Source organism: Fundicoccus ignavus (assembly GCF_009659375.1).
In the GTDB taxonomy this organism is placed as follows: Bacteria; Bacillota; Bacilli; order Lactobacillales; family Aerococcaceae; genus Fundicoccus; species Fundicoccus ignavus.
In genome coordinates this window covers 1-17863 of record NZ_WJQT01000004.1, presented here as the reverse complement: position 1 = coordinate 17863, position 17863 = coordinate 1, and the positions used below count along the sequence as shown (strand labels likewise).

General features: G+C 41.1%; 18 protein-coding genes. 4 read left to right on the top strand and 14 right to left on the bottom strand.

Going from position 1 to position 17863, the window contains the following annotated elements:
• Positions 1 to 5: 5 nt before the first annotated feature.
• The 6 genes from GF867_RS04250 to GF867_RS04225 form a co-directional block, all read right to left on the bottom strand.
• Positions 6 to 365, bottom strand: a complete 360-nt coding sequence (locus GF867_RS04250; RefSeq protein ID WP_153831880.1) for a hypothetical protein — start codon at positions 363 to 365, stop codon at positions 6 to 8.
• A 202-nt stretch (positions 366 to 567) separates the two neighbouring features.
• The gene (locus GF867_RS04245) at positions 568 to 1092 is read right to left on the bottom strand and encodes a hypothetical protein (protein ID WP_153831879.1); all 525 of its coding nucleotides are present in this window, start codon (positions 1090 to 1092) and stop codon (positions 568 to 570) included.
• A gap of 370 nt (positions 1093 to 1462) precedes the next feature.
• Positions 1463 to 1690 (bottom strand): hypothetical protein, encoded by a 228-nt coding sequence (locus tag GF867_RS04240; protein ID WP_153831878.1) that lies wholly within the window; start codon positions 1688 to 1690, stop codon positions 1463 to 1465.
• Between the two features lie 177 nt (positions 1691 to 1867).
• The gene (locus GF867_RS04235; protein ID WP_153831877.1) at positions 1868 to 2881 is read right to left on the bottom strand and encodes a hypothetical protein; all 1014 of its coding nucleotides are present in this window, start codon (positions 2879 to 2881) and stop codon (positions 1868 to 1870) included.
• Positions 2882 to 2905: 24 nt separating this feature from the next.
• Positions 2906 to 3613 (bottom strand): hypothetical protein, encoded by a 708-nt coding sequence (locus GF867_RS04230; RefSeq protein WP_153831876.1) that lies wholly within the window; start codon positions 3611 to 3613, stop codon positions 2906 to 2908.
• 126 nt (positions 3614 to 3739) lie between these two features.
• The gene (locus GF867_RS04225) at positions 3740 to 5482 is read right to left on the bottom strand and encodes an alkaline phosphatase (RefSeq protein WP_153831875.1); all 1743 of its coding nucleotides are present in this window, start codon (positions 5480 to 5482) and stop codon (positions 3740 to 3742) included.
• A 331-nt stretch (positions 5483 to 5813) separates the two neighbouring features.
• Between GF867_RS04225 and GF867_RS04220 the strand changes: the two genes are divergently transcribed.
• A complete protein-coding gene (locus tag GF867_RS04220; protein WP_436718598.1) occupies positions 5814 to 7001 on the top strand; it encodes an IS256 family transposase in 1188 nt (395 codons plus the stop codon).
• Positions 7002 to 7094: 93 nt separating this feature from the next.
• Positions 7095 to 7730 (top strand): hypothetical protein, encoded by a 636-nt coding sequence (locus GF867_RS04215; RefSeq protein WP_153831874.1) that lies wholly within the window; start codon positions 7095 to 7097, stop codon positions 7728 to 7730.
• A gap of 432 nt (positions 7731 to 8162) precedes the next feature.
• On the opposite strand, the gene GF867_RS04210 is transcribed toward GF867_RS04215, so the two are convergent.
• On the bottom strand, positions 8163 to 9035 hold the full coding sequence (locus GF867_RS04210) for an Rgg family transcriptional regulator (RefSeq protein WP_153831873.1): 873 nt from the start codon (positions 9033 to 9035) through the stop codon (positions 8163 to 8165).
• On the bottom strand, positions 9032 to 9907 hold the full coding sequence (locus GF867_RS04205; RefSeq protein WP_153831872.1) for a helix-turn-helix domain-containing protein: 876 nt from the start codon (positions 9905 to 9907) through the stop codon (positions 9032 to 9034). The genes GF867_RS04210 and GF867_RS04205 overlap by 4 nt, the downstream gene beginning before the upstream one ends.
• A gap of 330 nt (positions 9908 to 10237) precedes the next feature.
• On the opposite strand from GF867_RS04205, the gene GF867_RS04200 reads away from it, so the two are divergent.
• Both GF867_RS04200 and GF867_RS04195 read left to right on the top strand, forming a co-directional pair.
• The gene (locus tag GF867_RS04200; RefSeq protein WP_153831871.1) at positions 10238 to 10984 is read left to right on the top strand and encodes a hypothetical protein; all 747 of its coding nucleotides are present in this window, start codon (positions 10238 to 10240) and stop codon (positions 10982 to 10984) included.
• Positions 10985 to 11249: 265 nt separating this feature from the next.
• A complete protein-coding gene (locus tag GF867_RS04195; RefSeq protein WP_153831870.1) occupies positions 11250 to 11864 on the top strand; it encodes a hypothetical protein in 615 nt (204 codons plus the stop codon).
• 302 nt (positions 11865 to 12166) lie between these two features.
• Here the strand turns inward: GF867_RS04195 and GF867_RS04190 are convergent, their stop codons facing one another.
• The 6 genes from GF867_RS04190 to GF867_RS04165 form a co-directional block, all read right to left on the bottom strand.
• Complete coding sequence (locus GF867_RS04190) at positions 12167 to 13006, bottom strand: cysteine ABC transporter substrate-binding protein (RefSeq protein WP_153831869.1); 840 nt, start codon at positions 13004 to 13006, stop codon at positions 12167 to 12169.
• Between the two features lie 29 nt (positions 13007 to 13035).
• On the bottom strand, positions 13036 to 13791 hold the full coding sequence (locus tag GF867_RS04185) for an amino acid ABC transporter ATP-binding protein (RefSeq protein ID WP_153831868.1): 756 nt from the start codon (positions 13789 to 13791) through the stop codon (positions 13036 to 13038).
• Positions 13792 to 13825: 34 nt separating this feature from the next.
• Positions 13826 to 14503, bottom strand: a complete 678-nt coding sequence (locus tag GF867_RS04180) for an amino acid ABC transporter permease (RefSeq protein ID WP_153831867.1) — start codon at positions 14501 to 14503, stop codon at positions 13826 to 13828.
• Positions 14484 to 15143, bottom strand: a complete 660-nt coding sequence (locus GF867_RS04175; RefSeq protein WP_153831866.1) for an amino acid ABC transporter permease — start codon at positions 15141 to 15143, stop codon at positions 14484 to 14486. Before GF867_RS04175 ends, GF867_RS04180 begins: the two co-directional genes overlap by 20 nt.
• 286 nt (positions 15144 to 15429) lie before the next feature.
• On the bottom strand, positions 15430 to 16380 hold the full coding sequence (locus GF867_RS04170; RefSeq protein WP_153831865.1) for a LysR family transcriptional regulator: 951 nt from the start codon (positions 16378 to 16380) through the stop codon (positions 15430 to 15432).
• A gap of 860 nt (positions 16381 to 17240) precedes the next feature.
• A partial coding sequence (locus GF867_RS04165; protein WP_153831864.1) for an IS3 family transposase occupies positions 17241 to 17863 on the bottom strand: 623 nt, incomplete at its 5' end.

The window sequence follows — 17863 nt, the reverse complement described above, 5'->3', positions numbered from 1 at the left end:
AGAGTTCACGCTGTCTCTGATAGCATTCTTGCGACCATACTGATTGCTTCAACTTTTACAATGTAAGTGTCCGACTTCTTTTTATCAACTGTAAATTCCACCCAACCTTGATCAACCAGTTGAATGGTTGCTTGGACTTTTGTCGGAAGAGACATTAGGTAGAACTGACTACTTTCTAACTGACAGACTTGCCCTTTCAATTCTTCCAGCCGCCTTGCAAGATCCAATTGTTGTGCTAATTGTTCACGCTCTTCAAGCTGCTTTTTCTTCTGATAACCTGGATCACTACTCTTGAAGGCATCGATGATATCATCCAATTTCGGATATAACATTAACAGTCCCATAACCACAAAGAACCACCACATCTTAGTCCTCCTCCTTTTTAAAACCGATAATATCTTTCAAGAAAAACAGGCGCTCCATTTGTCAATCGCAAGGGTTTGGCCGTTTTTCACGAAGCGCGAATAGGACGAATGCGAAATACAATCGCCACAAATTTCTTGCATTGATAAAGCTTTCTTCTTGCGTAAACTCTCGATTATTTCCTTATGGCTTTTTCTCATAATGTCACCTCAACTTCTTGGTGGGGAATGGATAAGTCGCGACAAGTTTGCGCGACATAGCACGATTGGTAGGCCAGATTGAGGTATTGTAAAAAATACTTAGTTTATTGATTTGGTCGACTGCACGGTTTTTATCATCGGTAAAATACAAGTGAATGTTCTGAATAAATTGTCGCGATAGTTTCCAGCCTAAATCGATTGAATCCAACTGGATTTCGTCGATTATTTTATAGTAGTGTTCGGTTCGTTTGTATTGCTTGGCAGCCAGGTGTTTAATGTAAAGAATGCTGCAGACATAATATAAATTTTCAGACAAACCCGGTTCTTTCAAATCGGTTAACAGCTTCAATGGTTTTTTCACAACCGCTTCCGCGTCCTTGAGCGACATAAAGCGGAGGAGGAGTTTCAGGGCAATGTCGTCATTGTCACTAAATTGCTTGAAGCTTTTCAGACGTTCTTGGACAATTTCAAGATCTTGTTGGCCCTGAGGGCTTTGCGTCAGTTGTCTAGCTAGAGCTGTGGCGACCATTAAAAAGAGTTCGTCGTAGTTAGACCAACCTTCTTGATTATCGGCATTTCTTTGATAAGCAGCCTGTTTGTTTTGATAGACATCGATGAGATCTTGTACAACCGGACACTTGGCCCGACCGATACTCTTTTCAGATGAACCAATGGCTGCTTAAATCTTATCAATGCGCGACAATATTATGCTGAAAAAAAGCCAAAGTGACGAAGCACTCTGACTTTCTACAGCTACCAACACTCAAAACTTTACAGCCCGTATTTTGGTCAATAAAAAAAGAAGGTATCCCAGCACTACGTTCAGCGATGATTTTAGAAAAGATAACTTTCTTTCAAATCGCCCTGAACCAAGGGTGAAGAACGCCTTCTTCGGTTACTTATTCTTTGTTACGAGGATGCGACGGATCATGCGGGTCATGGCTCAAGCTGGCAACAGACTCGCTAGAGGCATTATCATCCGCCCAAACTGCCTCACGGTTACGAGGATGCGACGGATCGTGTGGATCATGGCTCAAGCTACTTACAGACTCGCCAGAAGCATTATCAGCCGCCTCAACTGCCTCACGGTTGCGAGGATGTGACGGGTCATGCGGGTCGTGGCTCAAGCTGCTGTCAGTACTTAATCTAGCGTCTTCTTTGCCGGTTGGCTGCTCTTCTTTTCTACGATCGTTCGCAGAATGCTCGAGCGGTTTTGGGCGGTGAGGATCCTTGCTCGCTAAGTATTTTAACTTTTTGCTGTCTCTATAAGAGTCCTTTTGTCTCATGAGAATGCTCCTTTGTTTCTAATTGGTGAGCCATTCGTTGGCTGTGTACTGGTTCGTGTCGTTTTGGCTAAAGTCAGTGGCCATGTACAGTTTCTGGTTGTCGGCGTCGTAGGCGTAAAGAAGTTCCTCATTAATCAGTAGTGCGTATGTGGCGTCGCTGTCTTCAAGGCTTGCGTCAACGCTTGTTACCTGTGTATCTTGTGGGAAGCTTGCGTTCGTTTCCAGGTGCATAGCTAGGACTTTTTGGACAAAATCGTTGGGTGTGTCAAATGCCATCCGAAAGTCGTTGTGGTCCTCAAGGTAGGTGTCAAAGTTGTGTTGCAGCAGCTCAAAGGTTGGTGTCGACACTAGCAGTTCAGCCTCGTGTTGGTCGCTTGCTTCAAAGGGCACCAACAAGTCTTCCTCGGTGTCGAGGCCAATCAAGTGTGGCACGTCGATGGTAATTTGGCCGTCTTCTGAAATATACAGGCCGACACTTTGGTAAACGCGGGCATTCTGGTAATTTTCGCGCAAGCCGTAGGCCATTTCTTGGTAGGCATAGAGCTCTTGTGCTTGACCAGTTTCGTCCAACAGTACCACTGGCGCTAGCGTTTCGCGAATTAAGCCGGACCCTAGGCCGTCTTCTATCTCACGCAAGGCTCCCGTTAAAAGAGTCAGGTCTTGATAGATGGCGCTTGTTTCTTCAATTTCGCCCGCCGGGTTAGCATAAAAGCGCAGGCCTTGGCTGTCAGCGTCGTTTTCAAAGTAGTAGGCTAGGTTAAACAGGCCATCCTCTTGAATCCGTAACAGCAATGTCAAGTCGACACCTAAGACGTCAATCGCCGTTTCTGCGGTGTAGAGGCCGACATAATCAGCAGTCTCCGCTGGGGCCACGTAGTCACTGTCGTCTGGGTTAAGAATTTTATCTGGAATAAAGTTTGCAAAAGACGTCCCATGGTCGTGGTGATGGTCGTTTTCTTCTGCCAATACGTTCAGCAATAAAACTTGGCTCGCTAAGAGGAACGAGAGGGTAAATGTCAGATACTTTTTCATTGATCATTCTCCTTTATGTCGGAATCAATAGGGATTGATGCCTGGTATATAGTCATAGGTCACGCCTGCTTGATCTTGAATCATTGTTTGATTGTCTGATGATTCAAAGGTATACAGATGTTCACCGAACAGATGAATCTGATAACTATCCCCTTCCATGATAACGGTTGGATTCGCAATTTGATAGTATTGATAGTCATTTTTCTCTGTATAGTAGATGCCTGGCACCCGATTGTCAATCATGCGTTTAATATCGGCTTGTGACATATCTGGTGTAATTTGTTCGGCAATCTCTTGATAGACCACTTGTAAATCATAAGGTAAATCAAGCTCTTCTAAATAGCGCTGACGCACACTCTCAGAGTAATTTTTCAAGTCTGGATGAGGGAAAGAATGCAGTTCTTCCAAAGTGTCTAGCCAGTCTTGGCCTAGAATATCCTCAGCCTCATGCCCAACATGGTAATCGTCGTCATCATCATCGTCGTGCCCGTGGTCGTGTCCAGGGTCATCATCCAACAGCTGGTGATTCACGTAAATAAACAGTTGGTTTTCTTCAAACAACAATCCTTCTACCGCATAGTCACTAGTCGCAACGAAATAGCCTTGAAAGGGCAAATCAGACAGCGTCATCGTGTCTGCTTCCGCTTCGGCTTGGGCTTGCGCTTGGCCCGTCTGACTAGGCACAAACATCGATAAGACGAACACTAATTTGATTAAATATCTTCTTTTCATATAATTACCTTCATCCTAGTCTATTTTTCATTCATCATTGAGTCTATCATATCAAAAAGCACAGCGTGTGAGAGGATACGCTGCGCTTCTTATTATAATCGTTTAAATCGGGGCTTAGTTGGGAGATTATTCTGCTGATTCTTCTTCAGTTGTTTCTTCTTCAGTTGTTTCTTCTGTTTCTTCAACTGCTTCTTCGTCAGTTGCTTCTTCAGTGGCTGCATCAGCTTTTGCTGTGACTTCGATACGAGGAGCTGTTGTGTCGCCACCTTCGTATAAGCCCATTGCCGCTAATAATTTGTAAGCAACGTCAGTGTTTTCGAAGTTTCCTTCAAACATTGCTGCACCAGCACCAATTGCGTACACAGGCACACGCTCAGGCGAGTGGTCAACTGTTGTAAAAGCGAAACCAGCTTTGTTAGCTAATAAACGGGTCGCTGCAATTGAGATTGGTAAGTAAGAATGGTAACCTTTGATGATATCAGCTTGACCAGCATTACGATCTTCGTAAGCTAACATTGATTGGTCAAAGGCGTAACGTAATTCTTCTAATTCCATCGCAGTAATCGTCATCAAATCAACTTCTTCAGCTTCAGCTTCAGCTTTTTGACCATGAGTCAATACTTCTTCAGTCGCTTCTAAGTCAAAGATAAAACCAAAGTTTTCTTCTAAAGCTGGCACGAAATCTTCGAATGTCATTTCAGGATTTTCTTCTTGGGCAGTAGCAAAGATGCCGTCGAATACTTCTTGAGAGACTTGTTGGTTATCGATTAAGTGGAAGTAACTGTTATAACCCGTTTCAGAGTTACCAATTGTGAAACCACCTGTTGGATGGTCAGCAGTTACAACGATTAACGTTTCTTCTGGATGCTCATAGTAGAAATCAACCGCTTCTTGGATTGCATCTTGGAAATCAATCACTTCTTTGATAGCTGCCGCAGCATCGTTCGCATGTTCTGACCAGTCAATTTTTCCTGATTCAGTCATCATGAAGAATCCTTCTTCGTTTGTTTCTAATACTTCGATCCCTTTAGCAACCATTTCAGCTAAAGTTTGCTCGCCTTCTTCACGGTCCATCGCATATTTCATCGCAGTACCTGCTAACGCTTCAGCTGGTGCGTATACTTTTTCTGTATCAGCCGTAATCGCTTCGAACTCAGCTTGAGTGTCAGCCACTGTATAACCATATTCTTCCAACACTTCATATAAATCTTGCTCAGACCCATCGCTACCCGTACGTGCTCCTAAAGAACCACCCGCGAAAAAGTCAAAACCAGAAGCAGCCATTTGTTGACCAATTTCGTAATAGTTATTACGGTGCTCAACGTTAGAATAAAACGCAGCTGGCGTCGCATGGTTTAACGTCACAGTAGATAAGATACCCACTGACTTACCACTTTCTTTTGCTTTTTCAGCAATCGATTCCGTCTGCTCAGTAAAACCAGGCGTTAAACCAATCACGTTAGAATTAATTTTTACACCATTACCAAACGCAGTTGCAGTTGCAGCCGAATCAGGCACATAGTGGTCAGCATCTGTAGGATTTTGTAAACCAATCACTGGAAACTGAGAGAAGTTTAAAGGCTGAGCTTGAGCCACACCATTACCAGCATTACCATTATCAGGACCTAAGTAATACTCTGCAGCAGACACAGGAATGTTCCCCATCCCATCACCAATAAATAAGAAAACATATTTCGCTTGGTTTTCACTCACTAATGATAAATCTTCAGTTAACGCACGACCTTCTTCTAACGTGACAACTGGCAATTCAGCAAATTGACCTTCCTCTTGCTTAGCAGACGATACAACGGGCGACACAACAGAAAGTAAAACCGACGCACACATCGACAATAAAAGTGATTTCTTCATTTTACAGACGCTCCTTCAAATATGTGATATGAATTTCTTCAATTCAAATACTAACAAAACTTTGTAAAGAACATGTAAATTTTACCCACCGAAATGTAAAGATTCCGTCAACTTTGTGTAAATCCAAACAAACGAAACTCTCCAGGCAAAATAGTCCCTCAACATTCACGCACCCACCACCTGCTCCCCCATTTATGCTGAGCCTGCCGCTGTACCACGCTTCTAATAAAAATAATTATTTAACTACCTTGTGACTTTCAGGTAATGTCCATCTAATTATGTAAAAAGAAAAACCATGATAATCTCTAGACAATGAAAGTTCCTACACTACATTGAAAAAGGAGATTATTATGGCTCAGTTAAATATTACCTTAAATTAGACGAATTAACAGACGCAGTCTTAAATAGCGATATGACTTCTATGATGAAATCACTCACAGTGACTGGATTTAACGCCTATATGGAAGTTGAACGTGATCGCTTTATTAAAGCAGCGAATTACGAAAGAACTGATCACCGCATGGATCAACGCAATGGTTATTATGAACGAGACTTTATGTTGAGTGCTGGAAAAGTAAAGCTACGTGTTTCTAGAACACGTTCTGGCGAATTTCGTACGGAAGTCTTTGAGCGCTATCAACGTCAAGATAAAGCCTTTGTGTTGAGCATGGCAGTAATGGTGGTGAACGGCGTCTCAACAAGAAAAGTCACGAATATCGTGGAAAAACTTTGCGGTGAACAAGTGTCGAAGTCATTCGTATCAGACGTGATGAAAGAACTCGACCCTGAAATTGAAAAATTTAAGCAACGTTCGCTCTCTCATTCAACATTCCGTTATCTATACGTGGATGCGATGTACATTAAGATACGTGAAAATAACCATGTGATATCCAAAGCAGCTTATATTGCACAAGGTGTTAACGAAGAGAATAAACGAGAAATTCTAGGCTTTATGGTCGCTGAAGAAGAATCGACTACCGCTTGGTCCCGATTCTTTATGGGGTTACGAGCTCGTGGTTTACAAACACCTAAAATGATTATTTCAGATGCTCATGCGGGCTTAAAAACCGCCATCCGTGAAGTATTTGTAGGGTCTATTTGGCAACGTTGTACGTTTCATTTTTTACGTAATATTGTCGATCAAATGCCTAAAAAGAATAATAAGACTGAACGTAAATTAGTCGAAGAGATTCTGCGCGCCCCTACACAACAACATGCTCGAGAATTAAAAGCCGTATTTGAAGAAATGGTACAAGATAATCCTAAGTTTGAAAAAGCACTTGAGATTTTAGATTACGGTTTTGAAGATGCGATTCAATATCAACTTGAACCGCAAGCGTATCATGTTTCACTCAGAACCACTAACTCGGTTGAACGATTAAACCGTGAAATACGTCGGCGTGATAGAGTCATTGGAATTTACCCAAACGTTGCTTCTGCAGAGCGACTTATCGGGTCATTGTTGTTAGATTATCATGAAGAATGGGTGAAAGCTGGAAGACAGTTTTCAAGAGATTAATTGTCCGTTGCCCAGTGCCCTTGACCACGAGCCTCCTGAGGCATGACTACTGAGCTAAGCAAGCAACAAATTAGCTTGTCTAAATAGACTACCATGCCTCAGCTCATGGTCAAGGGTACGCTACGCCACTTCGGTGAAAAAACTAAAGGGAGACTATCAAACAAGACTAGAGAGCATCTGGACTATTTTACACAATACTTTGGACTTGACAATAATCTAGCCGTTTCCCATGGATTTTCGGCTAGATTAATGCCTATTCTAGCCGTTTCTCTCGGACTTTCGGCTAGAGTAATGCCTATTCTAGCCGATCATCGCATACATTCGGCTAGAGTAACGCCTATTCTAGCCGTTTCTCACAGACTTTCGGCTAGTTTAACGCCTAATCTAGCCGATTCTCACAGACTTTCGGCTAGTTTAACGCCGAATCTAGCCGATTCTCACAGACTTTCGACTAGAGTAATGCCTATTCTAGCCGATTCTCTCGGACTTTCGACTAGAGTAATGCCTATTCTAGCCGATTCTCTCGAACTTTCGGCTAGTTTAACGCCGAATCTAGCCGATCACCGCAAACATTCGGCTAGTTTAAGCCACTCGCGCCAGTCATTTTTACTCGTAAGAAAACCAAAGCGGTGTCGTTCTCTCTCGTTCACGACGATTATACAAAAACCGCAAATCTTTGAATTCGTGTCGGTCAGTTTGACCGACACTCCGCTTGCTCTTCGCTCATAGAAGCAAGTAATTGGAAGTCTTGAGAATCATGAACAATGTGCAAACAATCGATTACCGTTGAATTATTTTAGGGTTCATTTTATGCCCGGTATCGATCAGACTCGCCTGTATGATAAAGGGTCATATTTTGCAACAAAAAAGGACCACAACTGAAGGGGTTCAGTGTGATCCGAGAGCAAAATTTGACTACCAACATTCGCGTTTCCGGCTTAAGTCCTATGCATAACCTAACCGAAAAATTACAGGCAGAGTCCTACATGCTGTTTCAAGTTACCAGCTCGACACAGCGTTCGCAGGTGCCTCATCATTAGGTAGCAGAGCCGACTGACTCTTCTTTTATCATAACCTAATTTTCAGCTTTTGGTTTTTTTCATTGCATAAATGCACAATTTGATGAAGATGGTCCTTTGCGGGCGCAGCTACACCGTACAATCATTGTTCCAAAGTCAAATCTGGTAGTTGATAGACCGTCTGTAGCGCTGTGTATCGCGATTTCAATCGTAAGGCTAGAAAATCGGCTTCACATAATAAAAAATTATGATACAAAGCTTCAAGCCGTGGCAGTGTATCAGGTTGTTCATCCGTTATCAGTTCGTGAAGGAGGCGATTAACCGCGCGAAAGGCTTGTTGCCCAATGTAAGCTTTATTGACGTAAAGTTGGTCCAATTTGTCAAATATTTCTTGTGCTGCCGTGAGTTCTTGGCGTTTCAATAATTCCAGGTGAGCCGCCTCTAATAATATAATCAAGTTTAAATTGCGCTCTATATAATACGGGTCGGCCGCTCGTTGAAAGGCTCTTCTGACACGCAATAATATAATTTGCGTGCTGACTTGATCTAGAATATAAGTGAACAAATACATTTCCTTGTAAGTCCAATTGTGTACTTGGAATAAATATCTTTTCAGAGAAGCAATTTGTTTATCCGCCACCTCTCCGCCCATTTTTAAACGGATTTGAATCGCCATCATGCCATACGCATCGTATTCACGGTAAGAAGCTGCTTCAAAACGCTCGACGGTCGCCGCCATCTCGGTCAACTCCCCCTCTTTTAACAAGCGTTCCATCAATAACCAGTCTTCGTTAGCAGCCTGGATGACATGATCAAACAATGTTGCTTCCCGAAAACTTAAATCCATTCGTTTCAAAATATAGATTAATTTATCGATTGACATCAGTTGTTGATGGTTAATAAAGCGCGAATAAGAAGAGTGCGAGACATAATCACCGCATATTTCACTCATCGAAAAACCTTTGCGCTTACGTAATTCTTCTACCACTGACTGCTTAGTTGTTAGATCATTCATCTTATCACCTCGCCAATGGGTACGCCTAACGCCACACAGGTTTGGCGCGTTTTTTCTTGTAAATGCAACAACTCCAATTCACCGTATAATTCAAATAATCGCTGCAAATTCTGACAAGCTAAATCCTGATCACTCGTAAAATATTGCCAGATTGACTGATGAATTTTACGTGATATTTTCCAATTAAAGTCCGTCGGATCAATATAAATCTCAGTGAGTTTCTGGTAATAAAATTCTGCTTGTTCGATATTATCTGCTATTAAGTGGCGTGTAAATAAATCACCACACACATGGTACAAACCTTCTGGCAAAGCCGGTTCTTGTAAATTAGTGACTTTTCCCAAAGGAACCTGCAAGATTTCGTCAGCCTCCGTTAAGGCCAAGTAAGGGAGTAATAAATGAAAGGCCGTAAAGTCGTTATCTGTAAAATGACTCAAAGTCGCTAATTCTAACTTGACTGCTTCCAAACTGCTTGCGGCATCTGGCGACTCCTGTAATTGATCCAACAAAGCGGCCGTCACTTTCAGCAAACGTTCATCAAAGTTATTCCAATCTTTATTCTGTTCTTGTTTTTGATGATAATAAGTTTCTAATAAAGCTGATAACATTTCAGTATCCTCGTATGCTTGCGCATGTATCAGCAAGGCGTAGTCGTGCCTATTCTGGAAGAAGTTATGGTAGTCTTGAAGGAACATTGCGAATGTCATGTTTAAACGAAAAATCAAGGTCATAAAGGATTTGGATGACACGAAGGTTTTTCCGTTAACGAGACGTGAATAAGATGACGGCGACATGACGCCCTCACACAAAGTTTCTATCGTCATGTTGCGGTTACGCCTCACCCAATCCAAGGCCTGTCCTAAGTTTTCCATCACATCACCCCTTTATACTTATATCCAATTATAACATTTTTCCCCTTTACAACATACAACTTTTAACATTCTAACTGAGCAATAACGCTTTCCTTAACAAAAGCTGGGGACTATTTTCCGAAAAATTGTGTTGGATTTAAGTTTACCTAACAAAATAAGCTTTAACAAAGCTTAAGCCTTAAGGATATTAAATAGTTACGGAATCGATTATAATTAAAGTAGAAAAACATAACTCTCCTGAAAGGGGGCGATGACTAAATGCTATTACTTTTTTTCTGTCGCCACTTGCTTATCGCTTGATCTTTAGCCTAAACATTAGGAGGTGTCCTCATGAAACATTTAAGACTACGGACCTTAGTCAGTCTTTTGTTGCTTACAATTCTGCTGCCACAAGCTTCGTCGGTAGCTGCCCAACGTTTTAGTAATTTGTCTACACAGAATTCTTCAACCATCGATTACATTTTAGATGCTGTTGTGTCGGAAGATACGGTGCAAAATGACGACTTCATGACCCTCTATCCAGATTTTGTCAGTCTAACTCAAAATTTTATTTTCCATGATATTTACTTAGAAGAAGCGAGCGGATCGACTGTTGAGGATGCATTAATCTTCTTCGAAACAGCGACCGAACCTACTTATAATGAGTTAGAGCCCGGCGAAAGTTACTTGAGTTATTTGCTTTTCACAGAAGATAATACCAATGCTGCTGAAATCTTGTTGTATTACATTGATGATGAAATGTATTATGCCGGCCTCACCAATTTAGATTTAGATTTGAGCGCTGGAATTATTGACGAAGAGTTGCTGATTGAGTGGGTTAGTCAAGAAGCAAGCATTGAAGAAGTTGCGGCAGCCACTCCACGTGTGGCGGGGATGTCTCACGTACAATACAATGGCGAGTTCTTCCAAATCTTGATGATTCCGACCAGTGATGTCGAAGGTAATCTGATGATTGATTTCATGGTGATTTATAACGGCCAAGTTTTCGACAGCTATCCGGTTGAATTAAATGAAGCCCTCAGTGCGCCACAAGACTACATGATCAATACGTTCGTTAGCTATTTCAATCCTGAATAGAATTTGCAGAAGTTGCCTCTGGTGAAGGGGCAACTTTTTTGTAATATAAGAGTTTATAAGTTTTATGTTGATTTATCATTCTTTGTACTTCGCCGAGATACGTTAAGTATTTCAACTAAAGCCAAACTCTATTATAAAGTTAAAACGGCTCAATGGTATATAACGTCCTCGGCCTCGTCCCAGGTTTTCTTGGTGGTTTGTTTAAGTATTTTGGCAGTGTTTGGTTTATAATAGGCATACAAACTTATAACAAGGAGTGAAGAATATGTCCAAGCAACCACAGATGATTGTTGTCGATTTCGAAATAGAATTGGATAAGTATCAATTGACGGATTACGGAATTAGTGAGGCGACGTCGATTTATTGCTCATTAATTACGGAAGAAAAATATTCAAACTATCAGGAAATGGATAATCTCGCTCTTTTAGAATTAAGTGCGAAAGAAGATAAAGCTTTACGACGGTTTGTTGATAAGGATTTAAAGACAAAAATTCTCCAATATAAGAAAAAACAAATGCGTCCCCTGTTAATGTTAGATGCGATTATGGAGACGGTTAAAGAATTAATCATGAACTATTCTGAAAAGCATTCGTATCTATCGCTGGCTGAAATTGCTGTGACGGGTGATGTTACGACCTTCCAGAATCCGGAATTTGAAAATACGCTCAATTCATTGACGCTTGAAGCTAAACAAGCTTTGATTGATTCACTTGGCTTTGAATCGGATGATGAATTGGTAGATTATTTGATGAATCTGTACGACGATCCTTTCGGTCTTGATTTTGACGCGTTTGATGATGAAGATGACGATGCTGACGATGAAAATGACGATGATGATGCTGGAAGCGTGATTTTCCATGACTTTGGTGATCATCACTGAGTTTTCGTTAAGACACGACGTAGAATGATTAGCCAACTAACAAAAGCAGCAGTCCCAAATGATGTTGGACTTGCTGCTTTTATTGTGTACGTTTAATGGTCTGTGGCTTGGCGCGTATTGTGTTCGTCTAGTTGAAACGCCGACTTGTTGCTCCAGATGAAACACAAAAGATTTTTCGGAAGACAACCAAGGCGGTGTCGTGTCCCATAGTCCAGGACGATTGAATTAGAACCGCTAGATAGTTGAATCGTGGCGGCTTTTGGACCAACACTCCTACGTACTGTTTCAATTTTTTCGAATGATTAGTCGACTTCTCCACCTTCAACGACGATAGAATCAGCATCAGCCGCATCTCCATAAGCTGGTGCTAAGGTTTCTTCATAGTTTTTATGGAAGAATTCTTCTTCACCGAGAGCTACAATTGTTTCATTTAACCAATCCAATAATTCTGTGTTGCCTTGTTGGACAGCTGGTGCAATCGTATCTAGGTTTCCGAATGATTCAACACCTACTGTAAAGCCAGGATTTTCAATTGCCCACGCCAATACTTCCGTATTATCTGTTGAGAAAGCATCACCACGACCATCAAGTAGTGCACCATAGGCATCACTATATTGATCATATTTCTGCAAGGTTACTTCTGGATATTTTTCAGTAAAATAAATATCCGCAGTTGTTCCTTTAGCCACAATCAATGTTTTGCCATTTAACGCTTCAACATCTGTAATAACTGCACCTTCAGGTGATACAATCCCTAACGATACTTTCATGTATGGTAACGCAAAATCAACTTTTTCCTTGCGTTCCTCAGTTACTGTGAAATTTGCTAGAATAATATCCACTTTAGCTGTTTCTAAATATTCTACACGGCTAGCTGGATCAACCGCTACGTACTCTACCTCAACACCCAATTCTTCAGCAAGCCGATTTCCAAAATATATATCATAGCCCTGATATTCGCCATTTTCATCGACATACCCGAACGGTTTCTTGTCACTAAATACACCAATGATTACTTTACCACTCTCTTTTATTTCATCTAAGTTTCGAGCTGTACCATTGGCTTCTGCGACGGTTCGATTAGACAATGTGAACGTTAAAGTGACCAGTGCAGCAAGAACGATTTTAATCCATTTTTTCATTTATATTTCTCCTTTTTGATTAGCCTTATTTAGATAACTACTGAGAACTCAAACATATTTAAAAATTGTTTGGCGCGTTCTGTACATGGTTGATTAAAGAACTCATTTGGTTGATTTTCTTCGACGATTTCCCCCTTATCCATAAAAATAATTCGGTCTGCTACAGCACGAGCAAACTGCATCTCGTGAGTTACGATAATCATCGTACTGCCTTCCTTCGCTAATTCCAGCATCACATCCAAAACCTCACGAACCATTTCAGGATCCAATGCAGCAGTCACCTCATCAAACAGCATCAGTTCTGGCTGCATCAACAAGGAACGTACAATGGCAACTCTTTGTTTTTGACCACCAGACAATTGACGTGGATAAGCATCTTTTTTATCTAACAAACCTACTCTAGTAAGCAATGCTTCAGCTTCCTGAATGACTTCCTGTTTATTGCGTCTTTGAGCTTTTACTGGTCCCAGTAAAAGATTATCTATTATGCTTAAATGTGGGAATAAGTCATAACTTTGAAAGACCATCCCAATTTTTTGTCTAACCAGGTGCATATCTTTTTGACGGTGACTAATTTTCTCACCATTTAAATGAATGCTGCCAGATTGAATCGCTTCTAAGCCATTAATACAGCGAAGCAACGTACTCTTTCCACACCCTGAGGGGCCAATAATTACAACAACTTCCCCTTGTTTCACTTTAAGTGATAATTGCTTCAACACTTGATGTTGATCGTAACGCTTATTCAAATCAGCTATTTCCAATAATGATTTTTCTTGACTCATACTTGCCTCCTTTAAGATCTCGTTTCTCAATCCTCTATGTCTGCCAATATTTTTCTAGTTTCGTGGAGATTAGTGACAAGGGATAACAAATAGCGAAATACATAAAGAAAATCGTCCCATAAATCCACAGGGAAGCTGTAGGGTTAGTTAACCGCGAGGTCTCAATAATTTGTTGACCAACCTTCACAACCTCCACCACACCAATTAATACAATCAACGATGTCGTTTTAATCATTCGCGTTATCAAGTTCAACACTAACGGCAACAAACGTCGAAATATTTGTGGCAAAATAATATAAAACATCACCTGCTGCTTGGTTAAACCAATCGATAAACCACTTTCTTTTTGATGCTTAGGAAGAGATTGAATCGCTCCATGCACCAAATCTCCCATCTCAGCAGTTCCCCAAATTGAAAAGACAATAATCGCAGATACTTCACCAGATAGATTAATACCAAATGAGCGCGTTAAGCCAAAATAAACCAAAAACAATAATACTAATTGAGGCATTATCCGAATGAACTCAATATAAAGGCGAGTCGCCCACTGAATCAAGGGATATCGAATTGTCATGATAAAGCCTAACACTAAGCCCAATATTAACGAGATTAGGACGGATACTAAGGAAATACTTACTGTGACCCATAACCCTTCAAGTAATCGCACAAAATGACGCCCTTGAAATAAAACATTAATGCCCGAATCCAGCATATCTTAACCTCCTTTCAGCGAAATGAAAGATGATGAGAATAGGTAATAAAATAACCACATATGCAATCACTAACATCAATAAAGCTTCATCTGTATTGTAATAAAGACCTATCAAATCCTTCGCTACATACATCAAGTCTGGTAAAGCCACCACACTAAAAACAGAAGTTTCTTTAATTAAGAAAATAACATTCGCTAGTAAAGCTGGAAACGAAATTGTAAGTGCTTGAGGTAATAATACATGCCGAAGCACTTGGCCTTTCGTCAAGCCAATACTCAAGCCAGATTCAAGCTGAATCGCTTCAATGGCTTCAAGTCCACTTCTAAAAGCCTCCGACATATAGCTTCCTCCAAGAAAGGTCAAGCCAATAATCCCACACGTTTGTGAGCTCAATAAAATGCCAACCTTAGGTAAGCCAAAATATAAAAAAAACAATTGAATTAATAGCGGGGTATTTCGCGATAACTCAATATACACACTACTTACTTGGGCTAGTACCGGCACTTTGAAATATCGTAATAAGCACGTGATCAGCCCCACGACTATCGCTCCAACTATCCCAATCAAAGCAATTGTGAAGGTTAATTTGGCTGCTTCAATATAAAGTGGAATATATTTGATGATAAACTCTAAGTCCATATCGATTCCTTTCTTATAATGATAACAATGGATTATTTCTAATTTCTATTTAATCCTTTTATCATATTATACGCTCTTTCGTCTTTCTGTGTATTAGTTATAACTTGATGCTAGCCTTGAGTTTTTCTAAATGCAGCTGACGAAAACTTTCATAAACTTAAAATAACCAAACGATTCCAAATACTCCCAACTTTCTTTTTCCCACTCAATTACGCTCGGCGGTGTCGGATCATATTTTGAAAGGGTGCAAAAAAACCACCTTCTCGATGAAAAGGTGGCTCAACATTTAGATTGAATAATAGTCAGGCGAGTGAATGGATTGGAGTACTTCAACACGATTGCCAAGCGATTCCTCAGCATACTTCAGATAGTTCTTGGCTTGCTCAGACAGTTTCTGATTCTTCGGTGCAATCCAACAAATGTAGTGACTCTCCGACGTTTCGAGCGGTATCGATTCGACATGGCGCTCAGTCATCAAGTTGGTCATAATCCGCGAACCGGTCAAATAAGCATCCGATCCCATAATAATATTAATCGCACTCATCCGGTCACTCACGACCACCTTGCGATGGTTGGCCTGCACTTCCAACGGATGCTCGGTCAAATAATCATTCTGATGATCATTGTGCTCAAAGGTAATTGCCGGAAACTCCATCAAATCCTTGTATTGGACTGATAAACGACCCGCCAAAGGATGACCCTTGCGAACAAACACTTGCGGTTGGAATTCCCACATCACATGATGCTGCAAATTCTCCTGCTCGAACAAACGCATCAAGACACGACGATTGAACTCACTTAAATATACAAAACCTAGTTGACTCGTGTTCTGAGCCACATTCTTAATGACCGAATACGTATCGACCTCAAAGAAACGATACACAAAACGCTGACTATTCTGAGCCGCAATTAACTTACTAAAAGCCTCCGAAGCAAAATCATAATGTTGACTCGACACCGAAAACCACTGACGCTCCGACTCATTATCCACAAAGATATCCCGCATAATATCCAGCTGATTCAAAATCTGTCGCGCCTGCGAAATAAACTCATACCCCTCATGCGTAGCCGTCATCCCACTACTCGAACGCACAAAAAGCTGCTGCCCAACCTCCTGCTCCAACTCCTTCAAAGAAACCGAAATCGTTGAAGGCGACACAAACAACAACTCCGCCGCCCGATTGATCGAACCCGTCCGCTCAATATAATCCAAATACTTCAACTGCTGAATATTCACACACGCCACCTCACTTCTCTCCACCTATCATACAAGATTTTTCCAAACATTCAAATACCCTAGGCGAAATAAGTTCCCACAACGCCCCCGTAAAAAGGCGCCCCTTTCAGCCACCATCCGTAAACCACTGACGAACGACCATGGGGAGGCTGTTAAGTAGGGGCTCGTGTAGGGGCTGGGAGGTTCGTGACTTAGGTCTGGTAGTTTATAAACGTTGTGTAGTCCTGGAAGTGAATCGTGCTTGAGCTTCAAGAATAGGAGCACGATTAAGGTGGTATCATGACCCAGTTTAAAAAACTCGAGCACAATTAGAGTGGTATCGTGTTCCAGTTTGAAAATCTCGAGCACGATTAGAGTAGTATCATGCTCCAGTTTGAAATACTCAAGCACGATTAGGGTGGAATCATGCTCCAGTTTGAAATACTCAAGCACGATTAGGATTGAATCATGCTCCAGTTTGAAATACTAAAGCACGATTAGAGTGGTATCATGCCGCAGTTTGAAAAACTCAAGCACGATTAGGGTGATATCATGCCGCAGTTTGAAAAACTCGAGCACGATTAGGGTGGAATCATGCCGCAGTTTGAAAAACTCGAGCACGATTAGGGTGGTATCATGCTCCAGTTTGAAATACTCAAGCACGATTAGAGTGGTATCATGCCGCAGTTTGAAAAACTCGAGCACGATTAGGGTGGTATCATGCTCCAGTTTGAAAAACTCGAGCACGATTAGAGTGGTATCATGTTCCAGTTTGAAAAACTCGAGCACAATTAGAGTAAATTGGACCCTTAGTCAAGGACATTTTTCAAAACGGCCTCTCTTTTTTAAAAACCTCCCTTTTATAAGGTTTAACCTTCAATTTACATTGCACTTTCATTCACATCACAAGTTCTGACTGCTGGAATTTCTGGTGTTTCAATTAAATCAGCTAATGGATAATAGCCTGTTGTCACAAATTCATAGTATTGACGAGGAGCTAATTTAGCTAAGCCCCATTGGTAGCGACCATGGTTGTAATAGTTCATATAGTGATCGATAGCTGCTTGTAATGCTTCAAATGTCTGGCATCCTGCGATATCTACTTCGTCTTTCATATGACCATAGAATGATTCTTGAGGGGCATTATCCCAACAGTTACCACGTCGAGACATCGATTGAATCAGGTCATGATCCTCAAGTAGTTCTTGGAATCTCATACTCGTGTAGTGTGAACCTTGATCTGAATGGATAATCGCCTCATGATTCAACGTCATGCCTTCTTCTTCAATTAACTGATTAATCGTGGCGAGGACGAATTCAACTTCTAAAGAAGCGCTGAGTTGGTACGCTAAGATTTCATTTGTATAAGCATCTTTGATGGTGGATAAATAAGCTCGCTTATCCTGACCATATAAGCAATAAGTAATGTCTGTTAATAAAACAGTTCGTGGACCAAAGGCTTTGAACTGTCGTTGAACGAGATTCGGTTTGATGGAATGTTCTT

Coding starts and splice junctions, on each gene's coding strand:
- GF867_RS04250 (WP_153831880.1), bottom strand. CDS start 365: ATGTGGTGGTTCTTTGTGGTTATGGGACTGTTAATGTTATATCCGAAA.
- GF867_RS04245 (WP_153831879.1), bottom strand. CDS start 1,092: ATGGTCGCCACAGCTCTAGCTAGACAACTGACGCAAAGCCCTCAGGGC.
- GF867_RS04235 (WP_153831877.1), bottom strand. CDS start 2,881: ATGAAAAAGTATCTGACATTTACCCTCTCGTTCCTCTTAGCGAGCCAA.
- GF867_RS04230 (WP_153831876.1), bottom strand. CDS start 3,613: ATGAAAAGAAGATATTTAATCAAATTAGTGTTCGTCTTATCGATGTTT.
- GF867_RS04225 (WP_153831875.1), bottom strand. CDS start 5,482: ATGAAGAAATCACTTTTATTGTCGATGTGTGCGTCGGTTTTACTTTCT.
- GF867_RS04215 (WP_153831874.1), top strand. CDS start 7,095: ATGCCTCAGCTCATGGTCAAGGGTACGCTACGCCACTTCGGTGAAAAA.
- GF867_RS04210 (WP_153831873.1), bottom strand. CDS start 9,035: ATGAATGATCTAACAACTAAGCAGTCAGTGGTAGAAGAATTACGTAAG.
- GF867_RS04205 (WP_153831872.1), bottom strand. CDS start 9,907: ATGGAAAACTTAGGACAGGCCTTGGATTGGGTGAGGCGTAACCGCAAC.
- GF867_RS04200 (WP_153831871.1), top strand. CDS start 10,238: ATGAAACATTTAAGACTACGGACCTTAGTCAGTCTTTTGTTGCTTACA.
- GF867_RS04195 (WP_153831870.1), top strand. CDS start 11,250: ATGTCCAAGCAACCACAGATGATTGTTGTCGATTTCGAAATAGAATTG.
- GF867_RS04190 (WP_153831869.1), bottom strand. CDS start 13,006: ATGAAAAAATGGATTAAAATCGTTCTTGCTGCACTGGTCACTTTAACG.
- GF867_RS04185 (WP_153831868.1), bottom strand. CDS start 13,791: ATGAGTCAAGAAAAATCATTATTGGAAATAGCTGATTTGAATAAGCGT.
- GF867_RS04180 (WP_153831867.1), bottom strand. CDS start 14,503: ATGCTGGATTCGGGCATTAATGTTTTATTTCAAGGGCGTCATTTTGTG.
- GF867_RS04175 (WP_153831866.1), bottom strand. CDS start 15,143: ATGGACTTAGAGTTTATCATCAAATATATTCCACTTTATATTGAAGCA.